The following is a 21,675-nucleotide window of genomic DNA, read 5'->3' as shown; positions in this document are numbered from 1 at the left end:
ACCTCCTCGTGCAGTGCCTGGGTACTCGTGACCGGGCCCGTCGCCGGTCCGGTCCCAGCACACCACCACCGGCCCCCGTGCGGGAAGGGTTCGGCCGCGATCCGCCGCACCCGCGCGTCCGGGGCGTTCACGATGACGACCACGAACCGGGTCCGGCCGGGCACCCGAGCGCGACCCACCCCAGCCGTCACCGATGGTGGTCGTCATCTTGGACGCTGCCGGTCAGTCGAGCAGGACGCGCTCGCCGAGGCGCGCGACCGACACGGCGCAGTCGAGCTCGTCCCGGACGCGTCGGGCCAGGGTCCGGGCGGCCTCCGGCTCGCCGTGCACCACGTGGACGGTCCGGGGAGCCTCGGGCAGCTCGTGCAGCCACGCGAGCAGCTCGTCGGCGTCGGCGTGGACCGACAGGTCGTCGAGGGTCACGACCTCGGCCCGCACCCGCACGTACCGGCCGCCGATCTTCAGCTCGCGCGCCCCCTCGAGCAGCGACCGCCCGCGCGTGCCGACGGCCTGGTAGCCGGTGAGCAGCACGGTGTTGCGCGCGTAGGGCAGCAGCGAGGCGAGGTGGTGCACGACGCGCCCGCCGGTCGCCATGCCCGAGGCCGACACGATGATCGACGGGGTGCCCGGGGTGTTGAGCCGGATCGACTCCTCGGCGGTGCGGGCCTCGCGCAGCTGCCGCAGCCCGCGCAGCACCTCGAGCGCCTCGGGGCGCACCTCGCCGGTGTGCGAGGCCTCGCGGTAGATCCGCAGCGCGGCCAGAGCCATCGGGCTGTCGACCCAGATCGGCACGTCGGGCACGGACCCTGACGCGACGAGCTCGGCGAGCGCGTGGAGCACCACCTCGGTGCGGTCGACGGCGAAGGCGGGGATGACGACCGAGCCACCCCGCGCGACGGTCCGGCGGATCGCCTCGGCCATGACGGTGTGCCCCAGGTCGACCGGCGGGTGGGCACGGTCGCCGTACGTCGACTCGACGACGACGGTGCGCGCCGCCGGCGGTCGGGCCCGCGGCTGCAGGACCGGGTGCGTCGGGCGCCCGAGGTCGCCGGAGAAGAGCACGCTCGACGCGCCGCTCTCGAGCAGGATGCTCGAGGAGCCGAGGATGTGCCCGGCTGGGACGAACCGCAACCGGGTGGCGCCGTCCGCCGAGACGGGCACCGTGGTGTCGTACTCGGTCGGGCGCAGCAGCGCCACGGCCCGCTCGGCGTCCTCCCCGGTGTAGAGGGGGAGCGGCGGGTCGTGCTTGGACCACCCGCTGCTCCGGGCCCACTCGGCCTCCTCCTCCTGCAGGTGGGCGCTGTCGCGGAGCACGACGGCCGCGAGCTCGGTGGTGCCCGACGTCGCGAGCACCGGGCCGCGGTAGCCCTCGCGCACGAGCGCCGGAAGGTAGCCGCAGTGGTCGAGGTGCGCGTGCGTCAGCGCCACGGCGTCGAGGCTCGCCGGGTCGACCGGGGCCGGCCGCCAGTTGAGCTCGCGCCAGCGGCGCTCGCCCTGGTAGAGCCCGCACTCGACGAGGACGCGGCACCCCGCGCCCCGGCCGGCCCGGGCCTCCCCGGCTGCGTCGACGAGGAACATGCTTCCGGTCACCGTGCCCGCGGCCCCGAGGAACGTCAGCGTCGGTGTCCGGTGCCCGCGGCTTCGCGCGCCCATGACGACTCCTTCCCACCTCCATCGTCCGCTGCCGGGGCACGCGGCGTCAGCGAGTCGACGCGGACCGGTGACGTGACGCTCGACGCATCCCCGGGGTGCCGTGGGCGCTCGCGTCCGCCCGTGGTCGCACCTCGGCCCCGACGCGGGTGCGACCTCGGTGGGACGCGCCGGGGTGCTCGGCTCGCCTAGGCTCCGACGCATGAGGGAGGGGTCCGTGTACGACTGGCTGCAGCGGCGTCCCCTCCTGCTCGACGTGCCGCTCGCCCTCCTCTTCGGCGGGGTGGGCACCATCGTGCTCGGCTCGACCAGCTCGTCGGCGGCCTGGGCGCTGCTCGGGCTGCCGAACCTCGCCCTCGCCGTCCGACGCCGCCGCCCCGCCCTCGCCTTCGGCGTCGTCAGCGTCGGGCTGGCCCTGCGCACGATCCCCGAGCCGAACATCCTCTTCGGTGACCTCGCCTTCCTCGTCGCCCTCTACTCGCTGGCCGCGTACGAGCCGCGCAGGCGGGTCCGGTGGGCCGGCCTCGGCGTCGCGGCCATCGGGGCGGGCATCGCGGCGCTGCGCTTCACCGGTGAGGTCGACCGCTCGCCGAGCGTCGTGGCCATGGTCTTCACGTTCGTCCTGTGCGCCACGGCCGCGCTCTCGGCGTACACGCTCGGCGACCTCAAGCGCGCCCGGCTCCAACGGCTCGCGGACCTGCAGGACCGCGCCGAGCGGGTCGAGCGCGAGCGCGAGCAGGAGCTGCTGCTCGCCGCCCAGCAGGAGCGGGCGGCGATCGCCCGGGAGATGCACGACGTCGTCGCGCACGCCCTGTCGGTCATCGTCGTGCAGGCCGACGGTGCCGCGTACGCCGCGACCCGCCACCCCGACGGCGCCCTCGAACAGACCGTGCGCACGCTCGAGACCGTCGCCGCGACGGCCCGCGACGCGCTCGGCGAGACCCGACGCCTCGTCGGCGTGCTCCGCGACCCGGAGTCCGGCGCCGAGCTCGTGCCGACCGGAGGCCTCGACCAGCTCGACGACCTCGTCGCCGGCGTCCGCGCGGCCGGGGTCCCCGTCACACTGAGCGTCCGGGGCACCGACGCCTCCCGCCCGGTCGCGCTCGACCTCGCCGCCTACCGCGTCGTGCAGGAGGGGCTGACCAACGTCATCAAGCACGCCGGGCCCGGGGCGCAGGCCGCCGTCGACGTCGTCCAGCAGGACGGGCGCCTGCGGGTGCGCGTCAGCGACGACGGCATCGGCGCCGGCAGCCCGGACGACGGCCGTGGGCACGGGCTCGCGGGGATGCGCGAGCGGGTCGCCGTGCACGACGGCACGCTGACCGCCGGGCCATGCGGCGTCCGCGGGTTCGAGGTGCTGGCGACGATGCCGCTGCCGGGCCGCCCGGCGGTGGACCCGACCGTGCCCGTCACGACGACAACCACCCGCGCGGTGCCGACGGACGGCCCGGACCGCGTCGACGAGAGGACCCGATGACGACCCCCACAGCCCTCGAGCCGACGGTTCCCGCCGGTCCGGCCCGGGTCATGATCGTCGACGACCAGGCCCTCGTGCGGGCCGGGTTCCGGATGGTCCTCGACGCCGAGCCCGACGTCGAGGTCGTGGCCGAGGCCGGGGACGGTCAGGCGGCACTCGACCTGCTGCCCGGTCGAGACGTCGACGTCGTGCTCATGGACATCCGGATGCCGCGTCTGGACGGCATCGAGGCCACTCGCAGGATCGTCGAGAACGCTTCTGCCGCAGGCGCGTCCGGCCCGCGGGTGCTCGTGCTCACGACGTTCGACCTCGACGAGTACGTCCTCGCGGCCCTGCGCGCCGGAGCCGCCGGGTTCCTCCTCAAGGACGCCGGCCCGGCCGAGCTGCTCGCGGCGATCCGGGCCGTGCGCACCGGCGACGCCGTCGTCGCACCCGGGCCGACGCGTCGCCTGCTCGACCGCTTCCTGCCGGTCCTCGACGAGCCCGGGCGCCCCGAGGGGATCGAGCGCCTCGACGTGCTGACCGAGCGCGAGCGCGAGGTGCTCGTCGCCGTCGGTCGCGGCCTCAACAACACCGAGATCGCCACGTCGTTCTTCCTCGCCGAGGCGACGGTCAAGACCCACATCGGGCGGATCCTGGCCAAGCTCGGCCTGCGCGACCGTGTCCAGATGGTCGTGCTCGCCTACGAGACCGGGCTCGTGCGCGTCGGCGACGCGTAGGGCGGGCCGCCCTGAGCAGCCCCGCCCTCAGCCGTTGCCGGTGGCCTTGTCGATGGCCTTCTGGGTCGCCTTCTCCGCCTTGTGCTTGGCCTTGGCCAGCTTCTTGGCGGCCTTCTTGTCCACATGGGTGACCTGGTCGTCCTCGAGGGCCTGGGGAAGGTGGCCGGCCGAGCGGCGGTAGTACGTCGCCGCACCGCGCTCGGCGGCGACTCGCGCGGCGGCCACGGCCATGGCGGAGATCGCCGTGAAGAGGATGACGTCGCGGGTCTTCTCGCGCTCGTAGTCGCCCTTGACCGGCACGTTGCGGCCGGTCGCCAGCTTCCAGCCCTTCTGGACCGCGTCGGTGGCGAGCTTGGTCGCCACGAGGGTGGTGCCGACGCTCAGCACCTTCCACATCGCGCCGCCTGCAGCGGTGTGCTGGGTGGTCGCGTCGTCCGCCTTCGCCACAGCCCTGGAGGCTGCCCCCTTGGCCTTCTTCGCGCTCTGCTTTCCACTGCGTGCCATGGCGTGACTGTACCCACGGCGTCGGGGGTAGCATCACCCCCGACAACTGAAGAGCACCACCACACCCATACGACAGGGGAGCGCGAACGCGCTGAGAGTGCGGCAGCCCGGAGGGCGGAGCCGCAGACCCTCGAACCTGCTCCGGTTAGCACCGGCGAAGGAAGTCGGTATCTCAGGCCACCCGCCGGCGTCACGGACGTCGCGGCGTGTCCTCCCCGAGGTATCCATCGGAGACCCGGGAGTCACACCATGTCCAGCACCATCACCGCGAGCGGGCCGCTGACCCGCTGGCGCACCATCGACCTGCTCACCTGCGCCTTCCTCGGGGTCGCCTTCGGCGTCGCCTACTGGGCCTGGGGGCTCGTCTACGCCATCCCGTCCAACGCGGTGTCGGCCGGCTTCCCGCCGCTCGGCGCCCTCCTCAACTGGCCGTGGCTCGTCGCGGGCCTGGTCGGGATGCTCGTCATCCGGCGTCCGGGCGCGGCCGTGTTCACCGAGCTGCTCGCCGCGATCGTCTCGGCGCTCATCGGGACGCAGTGGGGCATCACGACCGTCGTGTCCGGCCTCGCGCAGGGTCTCGGCGTCGAGCTCGGCTTCGCCCTCTTCGGCTACACCGTCTACCGGTGGGGGCCGCTGCTCCTCGGTGGCTTCCTCGGCGGCGCCTTCGAGGCCGTGTACGAGTGGTACTCGTACTGGACCGACTGGGGCTGGGGCTACAAGGTGGCCTACCTGTTCCTCCTCGGTGGCTCGGTGGCCCTCTTCGGCTCCGCGCTCGCCCTCGGCCTGACGCGGCTGCTCGCGCGGGCCGGTGCCCTCGCCGCGTTCCCGCCCGGCCAGGAGGCCCGGGAGCGGACCGCGTCCTGAGGTCCGTCGTGCACGAGCTCTCTGACGCCGGTTCGAGGTCTTCGGCGACCACATCCGGTCGTCCAACACCTCGACCCGATGCAGACGCCTCGGGATCGCGCATCGAGGTGCGCGACCTGACGTGGCGGCCGTACGGCCGCTCGCGCCCGGTCCTCGACCACCTCGGCCTCACTGTCGAGCCCGGCGAGCGCGTGCTGCTCGCCGGGCCGAGCGGGTCGGGCAAGTCGACGCTGCTGCGCGCCGTCGCGGGCCTGCTGCTCACGGCCGACGCCGGTGACCTGTCCGGCGAGGTCACCGTGGGCGGCGCTGCGCCGCAGACGGTTCCGGGGTCGGTGGGCCTCGTGCTCCAGGACCCGGGCGCCGGCATCGTCGCCTCCACCGTGGGGCGCGACGTCGCATTCGGGCTGGAGAACGTGCGGGTCCTGCGCGACCGGATGCCGCCCCGGGTCGCGGCCGCCCTGGCCGAGGTCGGCCTGACGATGCCGCCGTCGAGCCCGCCGGCGACGCTGAGCGGTGGCGAGTCCCAGCGCCTGGCTCTCGCCGGTGCGCTCGTCATGGAGCCGTCGGTGCTCCTGCTCGACGAGCCGACCGCGATGCTCGACGCCGCCACCGCGGCCGAGGTCCGACGCGTCGTCGCCGACGTCGTGACCCGTCGGGGCCTGACGCTCGTCGTCGTCGAGCACCGGCTCGACGGCTGGGTCGACCTCGTCGACCGGCTCGTCGTCCTCGACGCCGAGGGCTCGGTCGTCACCGACGGTCCGCCGCACGCCGTGCTCGAGCGCGAGGCGGACGCCCTTGCCGCGCAAGGCATCTGGGTCCCCGGCGTGCCCGACCCCGCACCCCAGCACCTCGACCTCCCGCCGCTGCCCGACGCGTCCGCCGGGCTCGTGCCGGCCGGTGGCGTCGTCGCGTCGGCGGTCGGGATCGGGGTCGAGCACCGCACCCGCCGCCTCGGCGAGCCGGCCCGCACCACCACCGCGGTCGTCGACGCCGACCTTGAGGCGCGCGCCGGCCGCGCCCTCGCGCTCGTCGGCCCCAGCGGTGCCGGCAAGTCGTCGCTCATGAGCGCTCTGGGCGGTCTCGTCGAGCCGGCCGCCGGACGCGTCGAGCTCGCCCTGCCCCTCGTGCCCGGCGACGCCTCGCGCGCCCGCGTCGACCCGCCGCACGACTGGGCCTCCCGCGACCTCGCCCGCGCCGTGGCGTGGGTTCCCCAGCGCGCCGCCACCGCCGTCGTCGGGCGGACCGTCCGCGACGACGTGCTCACCACCCTGCACGCGCTCGGCGTCGACGCCGCGGCAGCCGGGGCCCGCACCGACGCGCTGCTGACCGCGCTCGGCCTGGCCCACCTCGCCGGCGCCGACCCGCGTCAGCTCTCCGGGGGTGAGCAGCGCAGGCTCGCCATGGCCTCGGCCGTCGCCCACGGCCCGGCGCTGCTGCTCGCCGACGAGCCGACCGTCGGGCAGGACCGCCTGACGTGGGCCGCCGTCACCGGCGTCCTCGAGGCCGCCCGCCGGGAAGGCTCGGCGGTCGTCGTCACGACCCACGACCCCGGCGTCGTGGCCCGTGCGGACCGCGTCCGTCAGGTGACCCGTCCGGAGCAGCCGCCGCCCGACCCGGTGCCCGAGCGGCGCACGCTCGTCTCCCGAGCCGGGCCCCTCTCGCTCGTCGTCGCCGCGCTCTGCGTCCTGCCGCTGCCGGCCCTGCTCGACACGTGGCGCCAGGGCCTGGCCGTGCTCGGCGTCGAGCTGCTCCTCACGGCGGTCGCCCTCCTCGCGCCCGCCGTGGGCGGGGAGGGGCGTCGCCCGGTCGGGCGGGTCCGGGGTGTGCTCGCCCGGCTCGCCCCGGCGGCGCTCGCCGTCGTCGGCGTCGCGTGGTCGGCGTGGCTGCTCGGCGGGCGTGACCTCGAGGTCGCCGCCGGGGCCGCCCTGCGCGTCCTCTGCCTGCTGCTGCCCTCGGCGGTCGTCGTCGGCGCCGTCGACCCCGACGCCCTCGGCGACCACCTGGCCCAACGGCTCCGGCTGCCGGCCCGACCGGTCGTCGCCGCCACTGCGGCCCTGCAGCGGCTCCAGTCCTTCGACGCCCTGTGGGGCGAGCTCATGACGACCCGTCGGGTGCGTGGCATCGCCGGTTCGAGCCTGCTGGCCCGGGGCCGGGAGGCGGTGGTCGTCACCGGTGGCCTGCTCCTCGGGGCTCTCGGGCAGGCGGCCGCGCTCGCCCTCGCCATGGACGCGCGCGGGTTCGCCGAGGCGCGCCGTCGCACGTGGGCCGGCCCCGCGCCGTGGCGCACCCCCGACACCCTGGCCGTGGCCGCGGGCCTGCTCGTCATCGCGTCCGGCGTGGCCGCGCGCCTGCTCCTGCCCTGAACAGGCACGCGGGGCACAATGGGCGCGAACCGCGCCCGGGCGCCGCGTCGACGCCTCGTCGACCCGCACGTGGTGCACCCGTCGACGCACCCGCAGGAAGAGGTGGACCCGTGCCGCGTCCCCGACGTCTGGCCCCGAGGCCGCTCGCGCTCGCCGTGCCGCTCGTGCCCGGCGCCCTCGCCGCCCTCGCCACCCTCACCCTCGGGGCGTGCGGCCAGCCGACGCCATCGGCCCCCGACGACGGCGCCACGGTGAGCGTGCCGGTGCAGCCGACGATCCTGCCCGACACCGCCACCACCGCTCCCGACGACGCCACCCCGTCGGCCGCGGGCGACGGCGGCCTCTTCGACGCCAGCTCGAGCCTGACCGGCGTCGCGTGCGCGCCCGGGGCCGGCGACGTCTGGAGCCTCACCGGCACCCTGAAGAACCCCGACACGCAGCAGCACACGTTCACCCTCGGCGTCTTCATCGTCAAGTCCGCCGACGGCTCGGAGGTCGTGAGCAAGGAGGTCGACGTGCCACTCGCTGCCGGCGCGACCGCCCCGGTCTCGGTCCAGAAGTTCTGGACCGGGGCCAAGACCGGCGTCGAGTGCCTCACCGGCGTCACCGTGAAGGACCAGTGACGTGCGGCTCTTCCTCGTGCGCCACGGCCAGACCCACACCAACGTCGCCCGCCAGCTCGACACCGCCGTGCCCGGCCTCGACCTCACGGACGAGGGCCGTGCCCAGGCCCACGCCCTCGCCGAGCGCCTCCGCGGTGAGGACCTCGGCGCCATCTACACCTCCGACCTCGTGCGCACCCAGCAGACGGCCGCACCGCTCGCCGCCGAGCTCGGCCTCGAGATGGTCGTCCTCGCCGGCCTGCGCGAGATCCAGGCCGGCGACTGGGAGATGTCGACCGAGTGGCAGCCCTACATCGACGCGCTCGTGACGTGGCGCGAAGACCCCTTCCATCCCATCCCCGGCGGTGAGAGCGGGGCCGAGTTCCTCGCCCGCTACGACGCCGCGATCGCCCGGATCGTGGCGGGCGGCCACGAGTCGGCGCTCGCCGTCAGCCACGGCGCCGCGATGCGCGTCTGGTGCGCGGCCTCGCTCGGGCTGCCGGGCTCCTTCTTCGACGACCGGCGGGTCGACAACACCCACGTCGTCACGCTCGAGGGCGACCCCGACGCCGGCTGGCGGCTCCTCGCGTGGGGTGACGAGCCGGTCACCCATGGCTGAGGCGGTGCCGCCCCGCGGCTGGTCGGCACGCCTGTCCGACGCGTGGGGCCGGCTCGTGCGCGACGATCCCGACCGCGTCGCCGCCCTGACCTCTGCCGCCGCACGGTCCAACCCGGCGCGCTGGCGCTGGGCCGGCGTCGCCGCGTCGCTCGCCCTGGCCGCCGCGTCGTGGGGGGCCGGCGCGCGCCCCGAGCTGAACCAGCACGTCCTCTGGCCGGGGGTGGCCTGGTGGCGCGATGCGGGCGGCTCGCCCCTGCTCGCGACCGTGGCGCTGCTGGCGATGGTCGGGCTCGTCGTCGCGTGGTGGCGGCTGCGGTGGGCCAGAGTCGGCGTCGGCTGGTGGCAGACGACGGCGGCGCTGTGGTTCGCGCCGCTCGTGGCGTCGGTGCCGCTCTACAGCCGCGACCTCTACTCGTACGCGGCGCAGGGCCTGCTGTGGTCCGAGGGCTTCAGCCCCTACGACCACACGGTCCGCGAGCTCGACTCCGACTGGCGCCTCTCGACCGCCCCGACGTGGCTCGACACCCCGACGCCGTACGGCCCGGTGTGGCTGCTGCTCGCTCGCGGTGTCGCGTCGGTCTCGGGTGGTCACCTCTGGGTGGCGCTGCTCCTGCTGCGGCTGATCGCCGTCGTCGGCGTCGTCGTCATCGCGTGGGCCGTTCCCGACGTCGCCCGACGCCTCGGCACCGACCCGGCGCGCGCGTCGTGGCTCGCCGTCGCGTGCCCCCTCGTGGGCGTGCACTTCGTCAGCGGCGCCCACAACGACGCGCTCATGGTCGCGGCCGTGCTCGGCGGTCTGGCGCTCGCCCTGCGTGGGCGGTTCGTCACGGCAGCCGTCGTCGTGGCCCTCGGCGCGATGGTCAAGGTGACCGCCGTCGTCGCGCTGCCGTTCCTCGCGCTGCTCTGGGCCCGACGCGTCCTGCGACGCTCCGGGCGCGGCGGCCCGCTGCAGTGGCCCGGTGTCGTGCGTGCCGGAGCCCTGACGCTGCTCACCGCCGCGGTCGTCATGGCCGCCGGTGGGATCCTCACCCGGCTCGGCTTCGCGTGGCTCAACCCCGGCGCGACTCCGGGCCGCAACGAGCAGTGGACCTCGCTGCCCACCGGCGTCGGGATCGCGGTGCAGGCGGTCGGCACGGTGCTCGGGCAGGACGGCTGGCGCGAGCCCGCCGTCGACCTCGCGCGCACGGTCGGCCTCGTCGTCCTCGCCGTGCTGCTCGTGCTCGTGTGGCTCGGGGCCGCCAAGACCGCCGCGCCTGCCGGAGCCACCGGACGTCGCGCGTCGGGGCGTCGTGGCCCCGGGCGGCGCGCCGCGTCCGACGACACCGCGCGCACCGTGCGTGGCCTCGGGTGGGGCCTGCTCGCCGTCGTCGTGCTCGCCCCGGTCTTCCTGCCCTGGTACTTCCTCTGGGTGCTGCCGGTGCTCGCCGTGTCGCTGGCGCCGACGTGGGAGCGCGCCGAGAAGCCGCTCGCCGTCGTCGCGACCGTCGTGTGCTTCATGACGCTGCCGGAGGGCTACAGCCTCGGCCTGTCGACGACCGCGGTCGGGGTGCCGCTCGACCTCGTCGCGCTCGCACTGCTCCTGGCGCTCGCGTGGCGCACCGGCCGACGCGTCGACCCGCGCCTGCTCGACCTCTCCCGCCCGCTGCTGCGCCGCCGGCCGACGCCGGAGCGGGCCGACCGTCCGACCGTCAAACCGGTGGGCGGCTGATCTCCGGTTACGGAATGGAGACGGTTCGGGTCGGGTCGTGACGCGCAGGCCGGAGCTGTCCCACACTGTGCCGGTGAGCGACTCCGGCTTCGTCGACGAGGCCCCGAAACGGGCCCGTCCGCGGCATGGTGCCCCGGCGTCGGGCGGCGGACCCGCAGCACCCGAGCCGCCGCCCACGACAGAGACGGACGGCTCGCGTGGCACGCGTCGACCCGGCCCGGCGGCCACCGTCTTCGTCGTCCTCCTGCTCGCCTTCGTCGGCTTCGCCGGCTGGGCGTGGGCCGCGCGCGTGCACGCCGACGACATGGCCGCGTTCTCGGCGCTGGAGCAGGACATCACCGTGATGGACCGCCTGCTGACGCCGCAGGGGCACGGGGAGGCGCCGCCGTGCCGCGACTCCGACGACGGCGTCGTGACGCGGACCTACCCACCCTCCACCGGGCCCGCCGCCGCGCAGATGGTCGGCTACCTCCAGCAGGACGGCTGGGCGTCGTCCGCCCCGAGGCCGCCGGCCGTGGCCCACCTGGCTCGCACCGTGAACGGGCGCCCGCAGACGATCGACCTCGTCGCACCGAGCCTCGACCAGCTGGTGGACACGCTGACGGCCCGCAGCGCCGCGTCGGCGTTCGGCTGCCTGGGCCGCTGACGCGTCCGTGTGACGCATGGGACTGAGTGCTCACTCGACGAGGATGGGGCTGAGTACCCCCATACCGTCGAGTGAGCAGCTCGTCCCACGGGATGGGGCTGAGTACCCCCATACCGTCGAGTGAGCAGCTCGTCCCACGGGTCACACGCGTCGGGCGTGCGTCCACGGGCCGGACGGGGCGTCCACGCCTCGGGACGGTCGGCGACGTGACGGACGCGACGGGCCACATGGTGGGAATCTCCCGGGAAGGCGGCTGCGGCGGTGCGACGCTTGGTCGCATGCGCGCGGTGAGCCAGAGCAAGAAGCTGCAGGACGTCTGCTACGAGATCCGCGGTCCCGTGCTCGCCGAGGCCAAGCGCCTCGAGGAGGAGGGCCACCGCATCCTCAAGCTCAACATCGGCAACCCCGCACCGTTCGGGTTCGAGGCGCCGGAGGACATCCTCGTCGACGTCATCCAGGAGCTGCCCCGCGCCCAGGGCTACAGCGACAGCAAGGGCATCCTGTCCGCGCGGCGGGCCATCGTGCAGCACTACGAGGTGCGCGAGTTCCCGCACCTCGGCGTCGAGGACATCTACCTCGGCAACGGCGTCAGCGAGCTCATCGTCATGGCGATGCAGGGCCTGCTCGACAACGGCGACGAGGTGCTCCTCCCGGCGCCCGACTACCCGCTGTGGACCGCGGCCACGAGCCTCGCCGGCGGCAAGCCCGTGCACTACGTGTGCGACGAGCAGGCCGGCTGGGCCCCCGACCTCGACGACATCCGCAGCAAGGTCACCGACCGCACCAAGGCCATCGTCGTCATCAACCCGAACAACCCCACCGGCGCCGTGTACCCGCGCGAGGTGCTCGAGGCCATCGTGCAGGTGGCCCGCGAGCACGAGCTCATCGTCATGGCCGACGAGATCTACGACAAGATCCTCTACGACGACGCCACCCACACCTCGATCGCCGGCCTCGCGCCCGACCTGCTGTGCCTGACGTTCAACGGGCTGTCCAAGGCCTACCGCGTCGCGGGTTTCCGGTCCGGCTGGCTGGCCATCACCGGCCCCAAGGAGCACGCCCGCAGCTACCTCGAGGGCCTCGACATCCTCGCCAACATGCGCCTGTGCGCCAACGTGCCGGCCCAGCACGCGATCCAGGTCGCGCTCGGCGGCTACCAGTCGATCAACGAGCTGATCCTGCCCGGCGGCCGCCTCCTCGAGCAGCGCAACGTGGCGTGGGAGATGCTCAACCAGATCGACGGCGTCTCCTGCACCAAGCCCGAGGGCGCGCTCTACCTGTTCCCGCGCCTGGACCCCAAGGTCCACGACATCCGCGACGACGAGCGGTTCGCGCTCGACCTGCTCCGTGAGCAGCACCTGCTCGTCGTGCACGGCACCGGCTTCAACTGGGGCACGCCCGACCACTTCCGGCTCGTCTTCCTGCCCCGGGTCGAGGACCTCGAGGACGCCGTCGGGCGGCTCGGCAAGTTCCTCTCGACGTACTCGCAGTGACGCCTCGCGGCGCGGCGGTCCCGCCGTGGCGGGATCGTGGTGATCGAGCGGGGGCCGTCACCACAACCGTCCAACCGTGGCGGGACCGTTGTGCTCAGGGCGAGGTGGCCCACCACTTGAGCAGGAGCGCGAGAACGACGCCCCACAGGACGGTCGTCAGCAGCCCGAGCCCGATGCCGACGAGGGCGCGGCCGCGACCGTTGGGCTCGCGTCGGGCCAGACTGAGGCCGCCGAGCGCGAGCGCGAGCAGCTGCGGCACGAAGAGGAAGCCGACGATCACGCCGGCCAGCCCGGCTGCCACCGACCCGGCCGCGAGGGGGGTGTCGGAGAACCGGCCGACCTGCGGAGCACCGGCGCGCGTGCTGCCGCCGAGGTCGTCGGGACGATCCGCGTCGCTCACGCGTTCAGGGTAACGATGGACACCGTGACCCGCCTGCGACGCCGCGCCCACCCCCTGCGCGCGACCGCCCTCGCCGTGGCGGCCGTCGCCACGCTGACGACGCTCGCCGGCTGCGGCAGCGACGCCCCCACGCTGCAGGACCTGCCCTCCGACATCGCGAGCGCCCGGCCGACCATCACCCAGCAGGAGGCGACGTTCGTCCTCGACGCGCGCAACCGCGGCGTCGACATCACGGCCGCGACGCTGACCGACGACCTCGAGACCGGCACGACGACGTGCTGGGCGCTGAAGAACGGCGGGGTGACGCTCAAGCAGATCGCCGTCGACGACGCGGGCAAGCCGCTCGGCAACACCGGCGACGCACTGCGCACCAAGCAGCTCATGGCCGCGGGCGTCAACGCCTTCTGTCCCGACCACGGCGACCAGATCGTCCAGCTCGCCCTCCCGTGAGAAAAGTCGAGGATCGGTGTCGAACGGCCCCGGGGCAGGAGTTCGCCGAGCTGCGCACGAGGCACTGGCCCGAGGTCACGGCGGGCGCCACGCTTCGCCAGATCTCCGACGGCCCGGAGGCGCCCGCCGACTGACCGGGACCCACGGCACGCGTGTCGTGCCGACGTCCGCCGCACCCGGTCCCGCCCCGTCACGGGGTGGGACCGGTCCGGAATACCTCGACCCGGGGCGTCGGTTGGCACCCTCGTGAGCTCCTCCAGCGCCAAGGCGACCGCCCAGCTGAACATCCTCGACCTCGTGCCCGTCGCCGACGGCGGCACCGCCGGCGAGGCGATCGCCGCGACCGTCGACATCGCTCGGCACGCCGAGAAGTGGGGCTACGGGCGGTACTGGATGGCCGAGCACCACAACATGCGCGGGGTCGCATCGAGCTCGACGGCGGTGCTCATCGGCCACGTCGCCGACCACACCGAGACGATCCGCGTGGGTGCCGGCGGCATCATGCTGCCCAACCACGCGCCGTACGTGGTCGCCGAGCAGTTCGGCACGCTCGCGACGATGCACCCCGGCCGTATCGACCTCGGGCTCGGGCGCGCCCCCGGCACCGACCCGTTCACGACGCGCGCGCTGCGTCGTAACGAGGCCGCCGCGATGAACTTCGCCGGCGAGGTCGAGGAGCTGCTCGGCTACCTCGGCGAGCCCGACCCCGACGCCAAGGTGCGGGCCGTGCCCGGCGAGGGCACCCACGTGCCGGTGTGGATCCTCGGCTCGAGCCACGGCGGCGCCCAGGTGGCAGCCGCGCTCGGCCTGCCCTACTCGTTCGCGTCGCACTTCGCGCCCGCCGCGCTCATGAGCGCGCTCGAGGTGTACCGGTCGCGCTTCACGCCGTCGATCCTGCCCGGAGGGCTCGACGCGCCGCGCACCATGGCCGGCATGAACGTCATGGTCGCCGACACCCAGGCCGAGGCCGAGCGGCTCTACACGAGCGTCCTCGCCCGCTTCCACAGCATCGTCACCGGTCGCCGCGGCGGGGTGACCAAGCCGTCCGGCGACATCGACAGCCTTCTGTCGCAATGGAGCCCCGCTGAGCGGCAGGCCGTCCTGGACATGACGCGGGTGTCGCTCGTCGGCACGCCCGACTCGGTGCGCGAGGGCCTGTCCGGCTTCGTCGAGGCCACCGGAGTCGACGAGGTGGTCGTCACGTGCGGCGCCTACGACCCGGCCGACCGGCTGCACACCTACGAGCTGCTCGCCGACGCCTGGCTCTGACCACCGCACCACGACCGGCGCTCGACCCCGGACGCGGTCGTCTGCCCCCCGCGACCTCTGAGAGGCTGCACGACATGAGCGAGAGCACCAGCGAGAGAAACCCCGACGACCTGCGTCGCGTCACCCTGACCCGCGACAGCGTCGGTCGGTACACGGTCCGAAACCAGCGCGGGGGCTCGATCAGCGTCAGCTCCGGCACCGACGAGCTCTCGCCGGTCGAGCTGCTCCTCGCGGGCATCGCCGGCTGCACCGCGGTCGACGTCGACACCGTGACGACGCGTCGGGCCGAGCCCGAGCAGTTCGAGGTCGAGGTGACCGCCGACAAGGTCAAGGACGAGAACGGCAACCACCTGCAGGACATCGAGGTGCGCTTCCGCGTCCGCTTCCCCGAGGGCGACGGCGGCGACGCCGCACGGGAGATGCTGCCCAAGCTCGTCAAGCGCTCGCACGACGAGTGGTGCACGGTCAGCCGCACCGTCGAGCTCGGCAGCGAGGTCACGACGACCGTCGAGTGACGCCCGCCCGATGCCGCCGGTGGCGCGACACCGCGCCACGTGGCGCGTTGTCGCGGCTGCCCGGGCGTCTGGGCCGCAACAGGACGCCAGATGGCGCCCCGTCGCGGCCCGCGGCCTCAGCGTGACCTGACCTCGGCGTCGATCCACTCGATGGGGTCGCCCCACCCGAGTCGCCCGACGCCGTGCTTGTCCAGGGCGAGCACGGCCAGGGTGCGCCGGTGCGCGGCGAACGTCAGGACGTGCGCGACCATCGCGCCGTAGCTGCACACGTACGGCGGGTCGCTCGCCGCGTCGACGAAGACGTCGTCGAGCTGGCCCTGCTCGACGGCGCCGCGCACGTGCGCGACGAAGACCGGGGCCGCCTCGGCGAGCCGGCGCCGAGCCGACGTCAGCGACTCGTCGACCTCCACGGAGAAGTCGTACTCCTGGCTGGCCATCGTCGCGTTCCACATCGCCATCTGCCCGACCAGGCGGCTGATGAGGCGGCGCAGCGTCGACGGGTCGGGGTCGTCCTCGAGCGACAGGACGATCGGCTCGTCGAGCTGCTCCTCGGTCAGCTGGGTGGCGCACTCGACGATCTCGCCGACGAGCCACACGTGGTGCTCGACCATCTGCTGCAGGAGGTCCATGGCGGTGACCCTTCGCCGGGCCGGCAGGCGGATCCCCGCCGGCGGGTGGAAGTGGATGCCGTTGCCTGCCTCGACGCGGATCACGCCGGGGCGCTCGCGCCACCTGGTCGGCGTCCGGCCGTACGCGCGTCGGAAGGCGCGGGTGAAGGCCTCGTGCGAGCCGTAGCCGGCCTCGACGGCGACGTCGAGGACGGACCGACGGCTCGCCGCGAGACGGAAGGCGGCGCGCTCGAGGAGCACCCGGCGGCGCAGGGTCCTCGGCGCCTCGCCCGCCGCAGCGCTGACGACCCGGTCGAGGTGGTACCGCGACAGGTGCAGCCGCGCCGCGATCTCCTCACCCGTCAGGCCGGGCTCGTCGAGGGTGTCGACGAGCACGTCGAGCCAGGCGGCGAAGGTGTCGGTGGCGCTGCTCACGACGTGATCCTCGCCCGCGCCCGACCCGCGCCGCCTGACCGCGATTGCTCAGCTGTAGACGACGACCTTGTCACCGACGCGCACCTTGAAGAAGAGGCTCTTGACCTGCGCGTGGTCGGCGATGTTGACGCACCCGTGGCTCGAGCTGGCGTAGCCGAGGCGTGCGAAGTTCGACGAGTAGTGCACGGCCTGGCCGCCGGAGAAGAACATCGAGTACGGCATCGGCGTGAAGTACAGGTTCGAGATGACGTACTCGTACTTGCGCGAGACGCGGAAGGTGCCCTCGCGGGTCTCCCGCCCGGGGCCGCCGAAGCGGGCCCACATGACCATGAGCGGCTTGCCGCCGACGACCCACGTCAGGGTGCGGGTGTCCTTGCTGACGCACATGACGCGTCCGGTGCGGCAGCGGACGTCGAGGGAGGACGCTGAAGGCAGGAGCGGTCGCGAGCCCGCCTGGTAGCGCAGCTGGTCCCACGTACCGGGCCGGTGGGTGCTCGCGACGAGGTGGTTCCACGTGCGGGCGTCGACGGCTCCGGACTGCGGCAGGGACCGACCCCGCTGGTAGACGAGCACCCGCTGGGCCAGCGTGGTGCTCCACGTTCCCGAGATCGAGAAGCGCCACAGGCCCGACGCGCGCAGGCGCAGCTGCAGCTCGCGCAGCGTCGCCGGCGACGACGACCGGGTGACCCTGGTCGGGGTCGCCGTCAGGGAGACCAGGCGCGACCACGTGCGCTGGTCGACGACCCCGTTGGCCAACAGCTTCTGGTCGCGCTGGAAGGCCAGGACCTTCTGGCCGAGCGTCGAGCCGTAGACGCCGGAGATTGCGTACGGCCAGTACGTCGGGCGCACGAGGCGCAGCCGCACCTGCAGGTCCTTGATCCTCCAGACGCCGCTGGTCGCCGACACGACCGCGACGGGCGGCGGCGGAGGCGTGGTGGTCGTCGGGGGCGGTGTGGTCGGCGGAGTGGTGGCCGAGGCCGACGTCGTCGGCGGGGCCGTCGACGTCGTCGTGGTGCCGGTGTCCGTCGTCGTGTCGGTCGAGCTCGTCGCCGAGGTGCCTGACACGCTCGTGGACGTCGCGGGCGGCGTCGGTGTGCCGGTGGCGTCGTCGGCGCGGGCGACCGGAGCGGACACGACGAGTGCCGTGACGACGGCGAGGACGGCCGTGGCCCCCGCGATCCGAGTCCTGCCGAGGTCGAGCTGCCTCATGGTGTCCCCTGTCTCGTGCCCCGCGGCGTCGCGGTGGCTGGATCGGCGCGAGCGCGCCCTTCATTGTGGCAGCGCGCACCGTTCTCGGCGCGCGCAACCACCCACCCTGACGCGTGGAGCGGGCCGAAGGTTGTCGCGGCGTCGGGATGCCTGTGCCGGAGCTGGTTTCAGCGCGTCGGCAGTCGGCGGACCGTGAGAACCTGCTCGGCCCGCCCGACCGGTCCGGCGGCGTCGTGCAGCGTCGTCGCGGTGAGGCCGAGGCCGGTCGTGCCCATGCTGACGCGGGTGTCGAACCCGACCCAGCCGCGCACCGGCTCGCGGAACAGGTGGACCGTCAGGTCGACGTTGGGGAACATCCACTCGCGTGGCGACACGCGAACCGCGATGCCGTTGGCGGTGTCGACGAGCCGGATGAGATCCGTGGTGGGGGAGCAGGACTCGCCGTCGACCAGCGCATTGTCGGTGCGGATCCAGGTGCGGGTGCGGCCGGGGCGACGGGCCGGGTCGGTGCGGAACTCGAGGCCACGGATGTAGCCGCCGTCCCACGTGTCGATGCCCTCCCACGGCTCCAGCTCGTCGGGCCCGGGGATCGGGTCGAGCTCGACGCCGGCCACGGCGGTGGAGTCGTGCCGCGCCAGGCGCCAGGCCTCGGCACGGGACCACGGGCCGGTCATCGACGCTGAGCACCGCCTCGACGAGCTCGATGGTGCGGCCGGGGCGGATCGTGCGGACCTCGACGCGGCTCGGCCGTGCCGGGATCATCCCGAGGATGTCGTAGGAGACGCGGGCCAGCTGCATGCCCTCGCGCGGCTCGTGCCGGTCGATGGCGTGCGCCATGATCCCGCTGACGGGCGCCATGTGCTGCTCGTCCTCGCGCCAGGCGCCCTGGGTGTGGATCGTCGGCGCGTAGAGGTCGGGTCCGAGACGCGTGTAGAACGCCGGTGTCGTGCGGTCGAGGACGAAGGGCTGGTCGTCGGTCTGCTCGGCCTGCTGGGTGGTCTCGCTCGTCACGCCCCCACCCTAGGAAGGCGCGTCGGCGGGCTCGGTCGTCGGGTCGGTCGTGAGCCCGAGGCCGAGGTCGACCATCGTCACGAGGCGGGGCGCCAGCTCGGCGACGGCGCTCGCCGGCAGGTCGCGCAGCGGCCCCTCGAGGGCCAGCATCGCCAAGCCGTGCACGGCCGACCACGCGAGCAGCTCGGCACCGGGCCGCTGCGCCTGCGACAGGACGCCGGTGTCGACCATGGCGTCGAGCGACTCGGCGAGCAGCTGGAAGGGGGTGCGCCCGGCGCGTCCGGCGGCCTCGGGCGAGGCGGCTCGGGACAGGTCGACGGGCACGGCGAAGGCGGTGCGGAACAGCCCGGGCTCGTCCATGGCGAAGCGGAGGTAGCCGACGCCGACGGCGCGGAACCGGGCGCGGGCCCGGGCTCCGGCGTCGAGACCGGGGTCGACGGCGTCCATCGTGTCGCTGATGACGTCGGCGGCGCGGGCCTGGGCGAGGGACACGACGTGCCCGAGGAGCGCGTCGCGGTCGGCGAAGTGCCGGTAGGCGGCGTTCGCGGAGACGCCGACCCGGCGCGTCGCCTCACGGAGCACGACGGCGTCGGGCCCACCCTCCTGCGCGAGCTCGAGACCGGCGTCGAGGAGGGCGTGCCGCAGGTCCCCGTGGTGGTAGGTCGCCCGCGCGGTGCTCACCGCCCCATCATGGCGCGATCCGGACCGCGGTGCGGCGAGCATCCACGCACGCTCGCCCGGGTCGGGGCCCCGGTCAGGTCGTCGGTCGGGCCGCGGGGTAGGCCGCGGGCAGCTGCATGGCGTGGTCGGCCATGACGGCGCGCAGCCGGTCCGGGTAGTTCGTGATGATGCCGTCGACGCCCATGCCGATCAGGGCGGTCATCGTCGCCGGGTCGTCGCACGTCCACGGGATGACCTCGAGTCCGTGCGCGTGCGCCTCCCGGACCATGCCCTGGGTCACGTAGAACCGGAAGCCCGGGTCGCCGACGGCGCCGCTGGAGGGGAACCCGTAGATCGGTGAGAGGGCGCTGACGCCGGGGATCGACGCGGCGGCCCTGACGACGTCTCCCCCGAAGTCGTCGACGTCGAGACCTCCGAGCCAGGGAGACCGTCCCGGCTTGCCGACCTCCAGCTGGGCCGGCGTCGTCAGTGCGACCAGCGGGATGCCGGGCGCGAGCCGGTGAAGAAGCCTCAGGGCTGCCCAGTCGAAGGACTCGATGGTCACCTGGTCCTCGAGGCCAGACGCGTGGATCTCCTGCCAGACCCGGCGGACGAAGACGTCGCGTGGAGCGGTCTGGCTGGGCTGGTCGGCCTCGACCCGCGTCTCGATGTTCATGGTGACGTCGGTGGCGTGGTGCGCCTTGACCACGGCGAAGACCTCGCGGAGCAGAGCCGGATGGACCCCGTGCACGACCTGCTGCTGCGGGAAGCCCGGCACCTGCCGGTAGCCGCAGTCCAGGGTGCGGATCTGGGCGAGAGTGAGGTCGACGACGTACTTGCCGACGTACGGGTACTGGGGGTCTCCCGGCGTGACGGGACCGGTGTCGCGGCACGTGTCCCCGACGATCCGGTGGTCGTGCCACACGATGACCTGGAGGTCCTTGGTCACCTGGGTGTCGAGCTCGAGGGTGGTGACGCCGAGCTCGAGGGCCCTCGCGAAGGCCTGCGGTGTCTCCTCCGTCGTCAGACCCATCCCGCCGCGGTGCGCCTGGAGGTCGAAGTGCGCCCGCTGCCGGGCCACGGTCGCGGGATCGGGCGTGATGGTGGACCCGGAGCCGGTCGTCCACTGCACGGCGGAACCGCCGGAACCGCCGGAACCGCTCGACGCGCAGGCAGCCAGCGTCCCCACGGCCAGGGCGGTGAGGCAGCCGATGGCGATGGTGCGGACCCTGGGTGTCGTCATCACAGGTGGGCCTCGCGAAGGGTGCGCCGTGTCGTGTCCCTCGAACCGTAGGAGGCGCCCCTTACAGGGAACTGGGGTTCTCCTGCTGACTCGCCTGCGGCTCAGAAGCCGAAGCGGCGGGCCGTGGCCCGGACCGCCTCGGCGGAGCGGCGCAGCCCGGCCAGCTCGGCGTCGGTCATCGGCACCTCGACGCGGTCGCCGACGCCGCCGGCGTGCACGATCGCCGGAACGGACAGGCACACGTCGCTGATGCCGAGGTAGTCGGTGAGCCGGCTCGAGACCGGCAGGATGCGTCGCTCGTCGTTGAGGAGGGCCTCGACGACACGGGTCGCGGCCAGCCCGATGGCGTAGTTGGTGGCTCCCTTGCCCTCGATGATCCGGTACGCCGACTGCACCACGTCCTCGGCGATGCGGTCGCGAGCGGGCTCGTCGAGGGCCGGTCGGCCGTCGGGCCCGGGCCACGACAGCAACGGCACCGAGCCGACGCTCGCCGAGGACCACAGCGGCAGCTCGGAGTCCCCGTGCTCGCCGACGACGTACGCGTGCACGCTCTGAGCCGCGACGCCGAGGTGCTCGGCGAGGAGGAACCGCAGCCGCGACGAGTCGAGCACCGTGCCCGAGCCGAAGAGCTGCGTGTCGGGCAGGCCAGACACCTGCAGGGCCGCCCACGTGACGACGTCGACGGGGTTGGTCACCATGACGTGCACGGCATATGGCGCCACCTCGACGAGCCGGGGCAGCAGCGAGCGGACGATGCCGATCGTCGACTCCGCGAGCTCGAGCCGCGACTGGCCCGGCTTCTGCTTGGCCCCGGCCGTGAAGACGACGACGTCGCAGCCGGCGAGCACGGCGACGTCGTCGGAGCCGACGACGTGCGCCATCGGCACGAACTGGATGCCGTGGCTGAGGTCGAGCGCCTCGGCCCGCACCTTCTTGGCGTCGATGTCGAAGAGCGCGACGGTGTGCGCGGTGCCGCGCATCAGGGCGGCGTAGGCGAGCGTGGCGCCGACGGCTCCGGCGCCGACGATGCCCAGACGCGTCGTACGTCGCGCGGCGGGTGCCGGGGCGGCTGCCCGGGCCGGCGTCGGGGCGGACGGGGTGGGGGACGGCGGCGTCGTGCTCAACGGGACTCCCTGATCGGGCGGGATCGGCTGGTCGGCGACGCGTGCGGTGGGGCGTCCCTCGCAAGGCTAGCCACGGGATCCCGGGCCGTCAGGCGGTGCACGCGGA

The 21,675-nt window shown here is 74.1% G+C and carries 20 protein-coding genes, 1 pseudogene and 1 riboswitch; of the genes and pseudogenes, 12 read left to right on the top strand and 9 right to left on the bottom strand.

What is annotated here, in order from left to right; genetic code table 11:
• Positions 1 to 222: 222 nt before the first annotated feature.
• Positions 223 to 1,653, bottom strand: coding sequence for an MBL fold metallo-hydrolase RNA specificity domain-containing protein (locus tag AC3A5R_RS13520; protein WP_487621282.1), 1,431 nt, complete (start codon positions 1,651 to 1,653; stop codon positions 223 to 225).
• 199 nt (positions 1,654 to 1,852) lie between these two features.
• On the opposite strand from AC3A5R_RS13520, the gene AC3A5R_RS13515 reads away from it, so the two are divergent.
• Positions 1,853 to 3,127 carry a sensor histidine kinase gene (locus tag AC3A5R_RS13515; protein ID WP_487621281.1) on the top strand — a complete coding sequence of 425 codons (1,275 nt, stop codon included), beginning with the start codon at positions 1,853 to 1,855 and terminating at the stop codon, positions 3,125 to 3,127.
• The gene (locus tag AC3A5R_RS13510) at positions 3,124 to 3,846 is read left to right on the top strand and encodes a response regulator (RefSeq protein WP_487621280.1); all 723 of its coding nucleotides are present in this window, start codon (positions 3,124 to 3,126) and stop codon (positions 3,844 to 3,846) included. The genes AC3A5R_RS13515 and AC3A5R_RS13510 overlap by 4 nt, the downstream gene beginning before the upstream one ends.
• 27 nt (positions 3,847 to 3,873) lie before the next feature.
• On the opposite strand, the gene AC3A5R_RS13505 is transcribed toward AC3A5R_RS13510, so the two are convergent.
• Entirely contained in the window at positions 3,874 to 4,350 is a 477-nt protein-coding gene (locus AC3A5R_RS13505) for a DUF4235 domain-containing protein (RefSeq protein ID WP_487621279.1), read from the bottom strand.
• A gap of 64 nt (positions 4,351 to 4,414) precedes the next feature.
• A riboswitch (TPP riboswitch) is annotated at positions 4,415 to 4,530 on the top strand.
• Positions 4,531 to 4,599: 69 nt separating this feature from the next.
• Between AC3A5R_RS13505 and AC3A5R_RS13500 the strand changes: the two genes are divergently transcribed.
• The 7 genes from AC3A5R_RS13500 (at position 4,600) to AC3A5R_RS13470 (ending at position 12,645) form a co-directional block, all read left to right on the top strand.
• Positions 4,600 to 5,214 (top strand): ECF transporter S component, encoded by a 615-nt coding sequence (locus tag AC3A5R_RS13500; RefSeq protein WP_487621278.1) that lies wholly within the window; start codon positions 4,600 to 4,602, stop codon positions 5,212 to 5,214.
• A gap of 107 nt (positions 5,215 to 5,321) precedes the next feature.
• Positions 5,322 to 7,577, top strand: coding sequence for an ATP-binding cassette domain-containing protein (locus tag AC3A5R_RS13495; protein WP_487621277.1), 2,256 nt, complete (start codon positions 5,322 to 5,324; stop codon positions 7,575 to 7,577).
• A 110-nt stretch (positions 7,578 to 7,687) separates the two neighbouring features.
• Positions 7,688 to 8,200, top strand: coding sequence for a hypothetical protein (locus tag AC3A5R_RS13490; protein WP_487621276.1), 513 nt, complete (start codon positions 7,688 to 7,690; stop codon positions 8,198 to 8,200).
• A gap of 1 nt (position 8,201) precedes the next feature.
• Positions 8,202 to 8,798: a histidine phosphatase family protein gene (locus AC3A5R_RS13485; protein WP_487621275.1), complete on the top strand. Its 597-nt coding sequence runs from the start codon at positions 8,202 to 8,204 to the stop codon at positions 8,796 to 8,798.
• Positions 8,791 to 10,506, top strand: coding sequence for a polyprenol phosphomannose-dependent alpha 1,6 mannosyltransferase MptB (gene mptB / locus AC3A5R_RS13480; protein WP_487621274.1), 1,716 nt, complete (start codon positions 8,791 to 8,793; stop codon positions 10,504 to 10,506). Before AC3A5R_RS13485 ends, mptB begins: the two co-directional genes overlap by 8 nt.
• A gap of 73 nt (positions 10,507 to 10,579) precedes the next feature.
• Positions 10,580 to 11,152: a hypothetical protein gene (locus AC3A5R_RS13475; RefSeq protein ID WP_487621273.1), complete on the top strand. Its 573-nt coding sequence runs from the start codon at positions 10,580 to 10,582 to the stop codon at positions 11,150 to 11,152.
• 278 nt (positions 11,153 to 11,430) lie between these two features.
• Positions 11,431 to 12,645: a pyridoxal phosphate-dependent aminotransferase gene (locus tag AC3A5R_RS13470; RefSeq protein ID WP_487621272.1), complete on the top strand. Its 1,215-nt coding sequence runs from the start codon at positions 11,431 to 11,433 to the stop codon at positions 12,643 to 12,645.
• Positions 12,646 to 12,739: 94 nt separating this feature from the next.
• Here AC3A5R_RS13470 and AC3A5R_RS13465 read toward each other — a convergent pair whose 3' ends face one another.
• A complete protein-coding gene (locus AC3A5R_RS13465) occupies positions 12,740 to 13,045 on the bottom strand; it encodes a hypothetical protein (RefSeq protein ID WP_487621271.1) in 306 nt (101 codons plus the stop codon).
• Between the two features lie 24 nt (positions 13,046 to 13,069).
• On the opposite strand from AC3A5R_RS13465, the gene AC3A5R_RS13460 reads away from it, so the two are divergent.
• From AC3A5R_RS13460 to AC3A5R_RS13450, 3 genes are all read left to right on the top strand, one after another.
• The gene (locus tag AC3A5R_RS13460) at positions 13,070 to 13,495 is read left to right on the top strand and encodes a hypothetical protein (RefSeq protein ID WP_487621270.1); all 426 of its coding nucleotides are present in this window, start codon (positions 13,070 to 13,072) and stop codon (positions 13,493 to 13,495) included.
• A gap of 246 nt (positions 13,496 to 13,741) precedes the next feature.
• Complete coding sequence (locus AC3A5R_RS13455) at positions 13,742 to 14,764, top strand: LLM class flavin-dependent oxidoreductase (RefSeq protein WP_487621269.1); 1,023 nt, start codon at positions 13,742 to 13,744, stop codon at positions 14,762 to 14,764.
• 74 nt (positions 14,765 to 14,838) lie between these two features.
• Positions 14,839 to 15,279, top strand: coding sequence for an OsmC family protein (locus AC3A5R_RS13450; RefSeq protein WP_487621268.1), 441 nt, complete (start codon positions 14,839 to 14,841; stop codon positions 15,277 to 15,279).
• A 116-nt stretch (positions 15,280 to 15,395) separates the two neighbouring features.
• Here AC3A5R_RS13450 and AC3A5R_RS13445 read toward each other — a convergent pair whose 3' ends face one another.
• From AC3A5R_RS13445 to AC3A5R_RS13420, 6 genes and pseudogenes are all read right to left on the bottom strand, one after another.
• A complete protein-coding gene (locus tag AC3A5R_RS13445) occupies positions 15,396 to 16,322 on the bottom strand; it encodes a helix-turn-helix transcriptional regulator (protein WP_487621267.1) in 927 nt (308 codons plus the stop codon).
• Between the two features lie 48 nt (positions 16,323 to 16,370).
• On the bottom strand, positions 16,371 to 17,531 hold the full coding sequence (locus tag AC3A5R_RS13440; protein WP_487621266.1) for a L,D-transpeptidase family protein: 1,161 nt from the start codon (positions 17,529 to 17,531) through the stop codon (positions 16,371 to 16,373).
• Between the two features lie 167 nt (positions 17,532 to 17,698).
• Positions 17,699 to 18,428 (bottom strand): annotated as a pseudogene (locus tag AC3A5R_RS13435) (thioesterase family protein).
• Between the two features lie 123 nt (positions 18,429 to 18,551).
• Entirely contained in the window at positions 18,552 to 19,223 is a 672-nt protein-coding gene (locus AC3A5R_RS13430) for a TetR/AcrR family transcriptional regulator (protein ID WP_487621265.1), read from the bottom strand.
• A 73-nt stretch (positions 19,224 to 19,296) separates the two neighbouring features.
• The gene (locus AC3A5R_RS13425; RefSeq protein ID WP_487621264.1) at positions 19,297 to 20,445 is read right to left on the bottom strand and encodes a glycerophosphodiester phosphodiesterase family protein; all 1,149 of its coding nucleotides are present in this window, start codon (positions 20,443 to 20,445) and stop codon (positions 19,297 to 19,299) included.
• A 101-nt stretch (positions 20,446 to 20,546) separates the two neighbouring features.
• Positions 20,547 to 21,569 (bottom strand): L-lactate dehydrogenase, encoded by a 1,023-nt coding sequence (locus tag AC3A5R_RS13420; protein ID WP_487621263.1) that lies wholly within the window; start codon positions 21,567 to 21,569, stop codon positions 20,547 to 20,549.
• Between the last annotated feature and the right edge of the window lie 106 nt (positions 21,570 to 21,675).

The sequence above is a fragment of the Intrasporangium sp. Soil_C_50 genome (genome assembly GCF_057656595.1).
The sequence above is the reverse complement of the archived record's forward strand: the minus strand, read 5'-3'. Positions and strand labels throughout refer to the sequence as shown.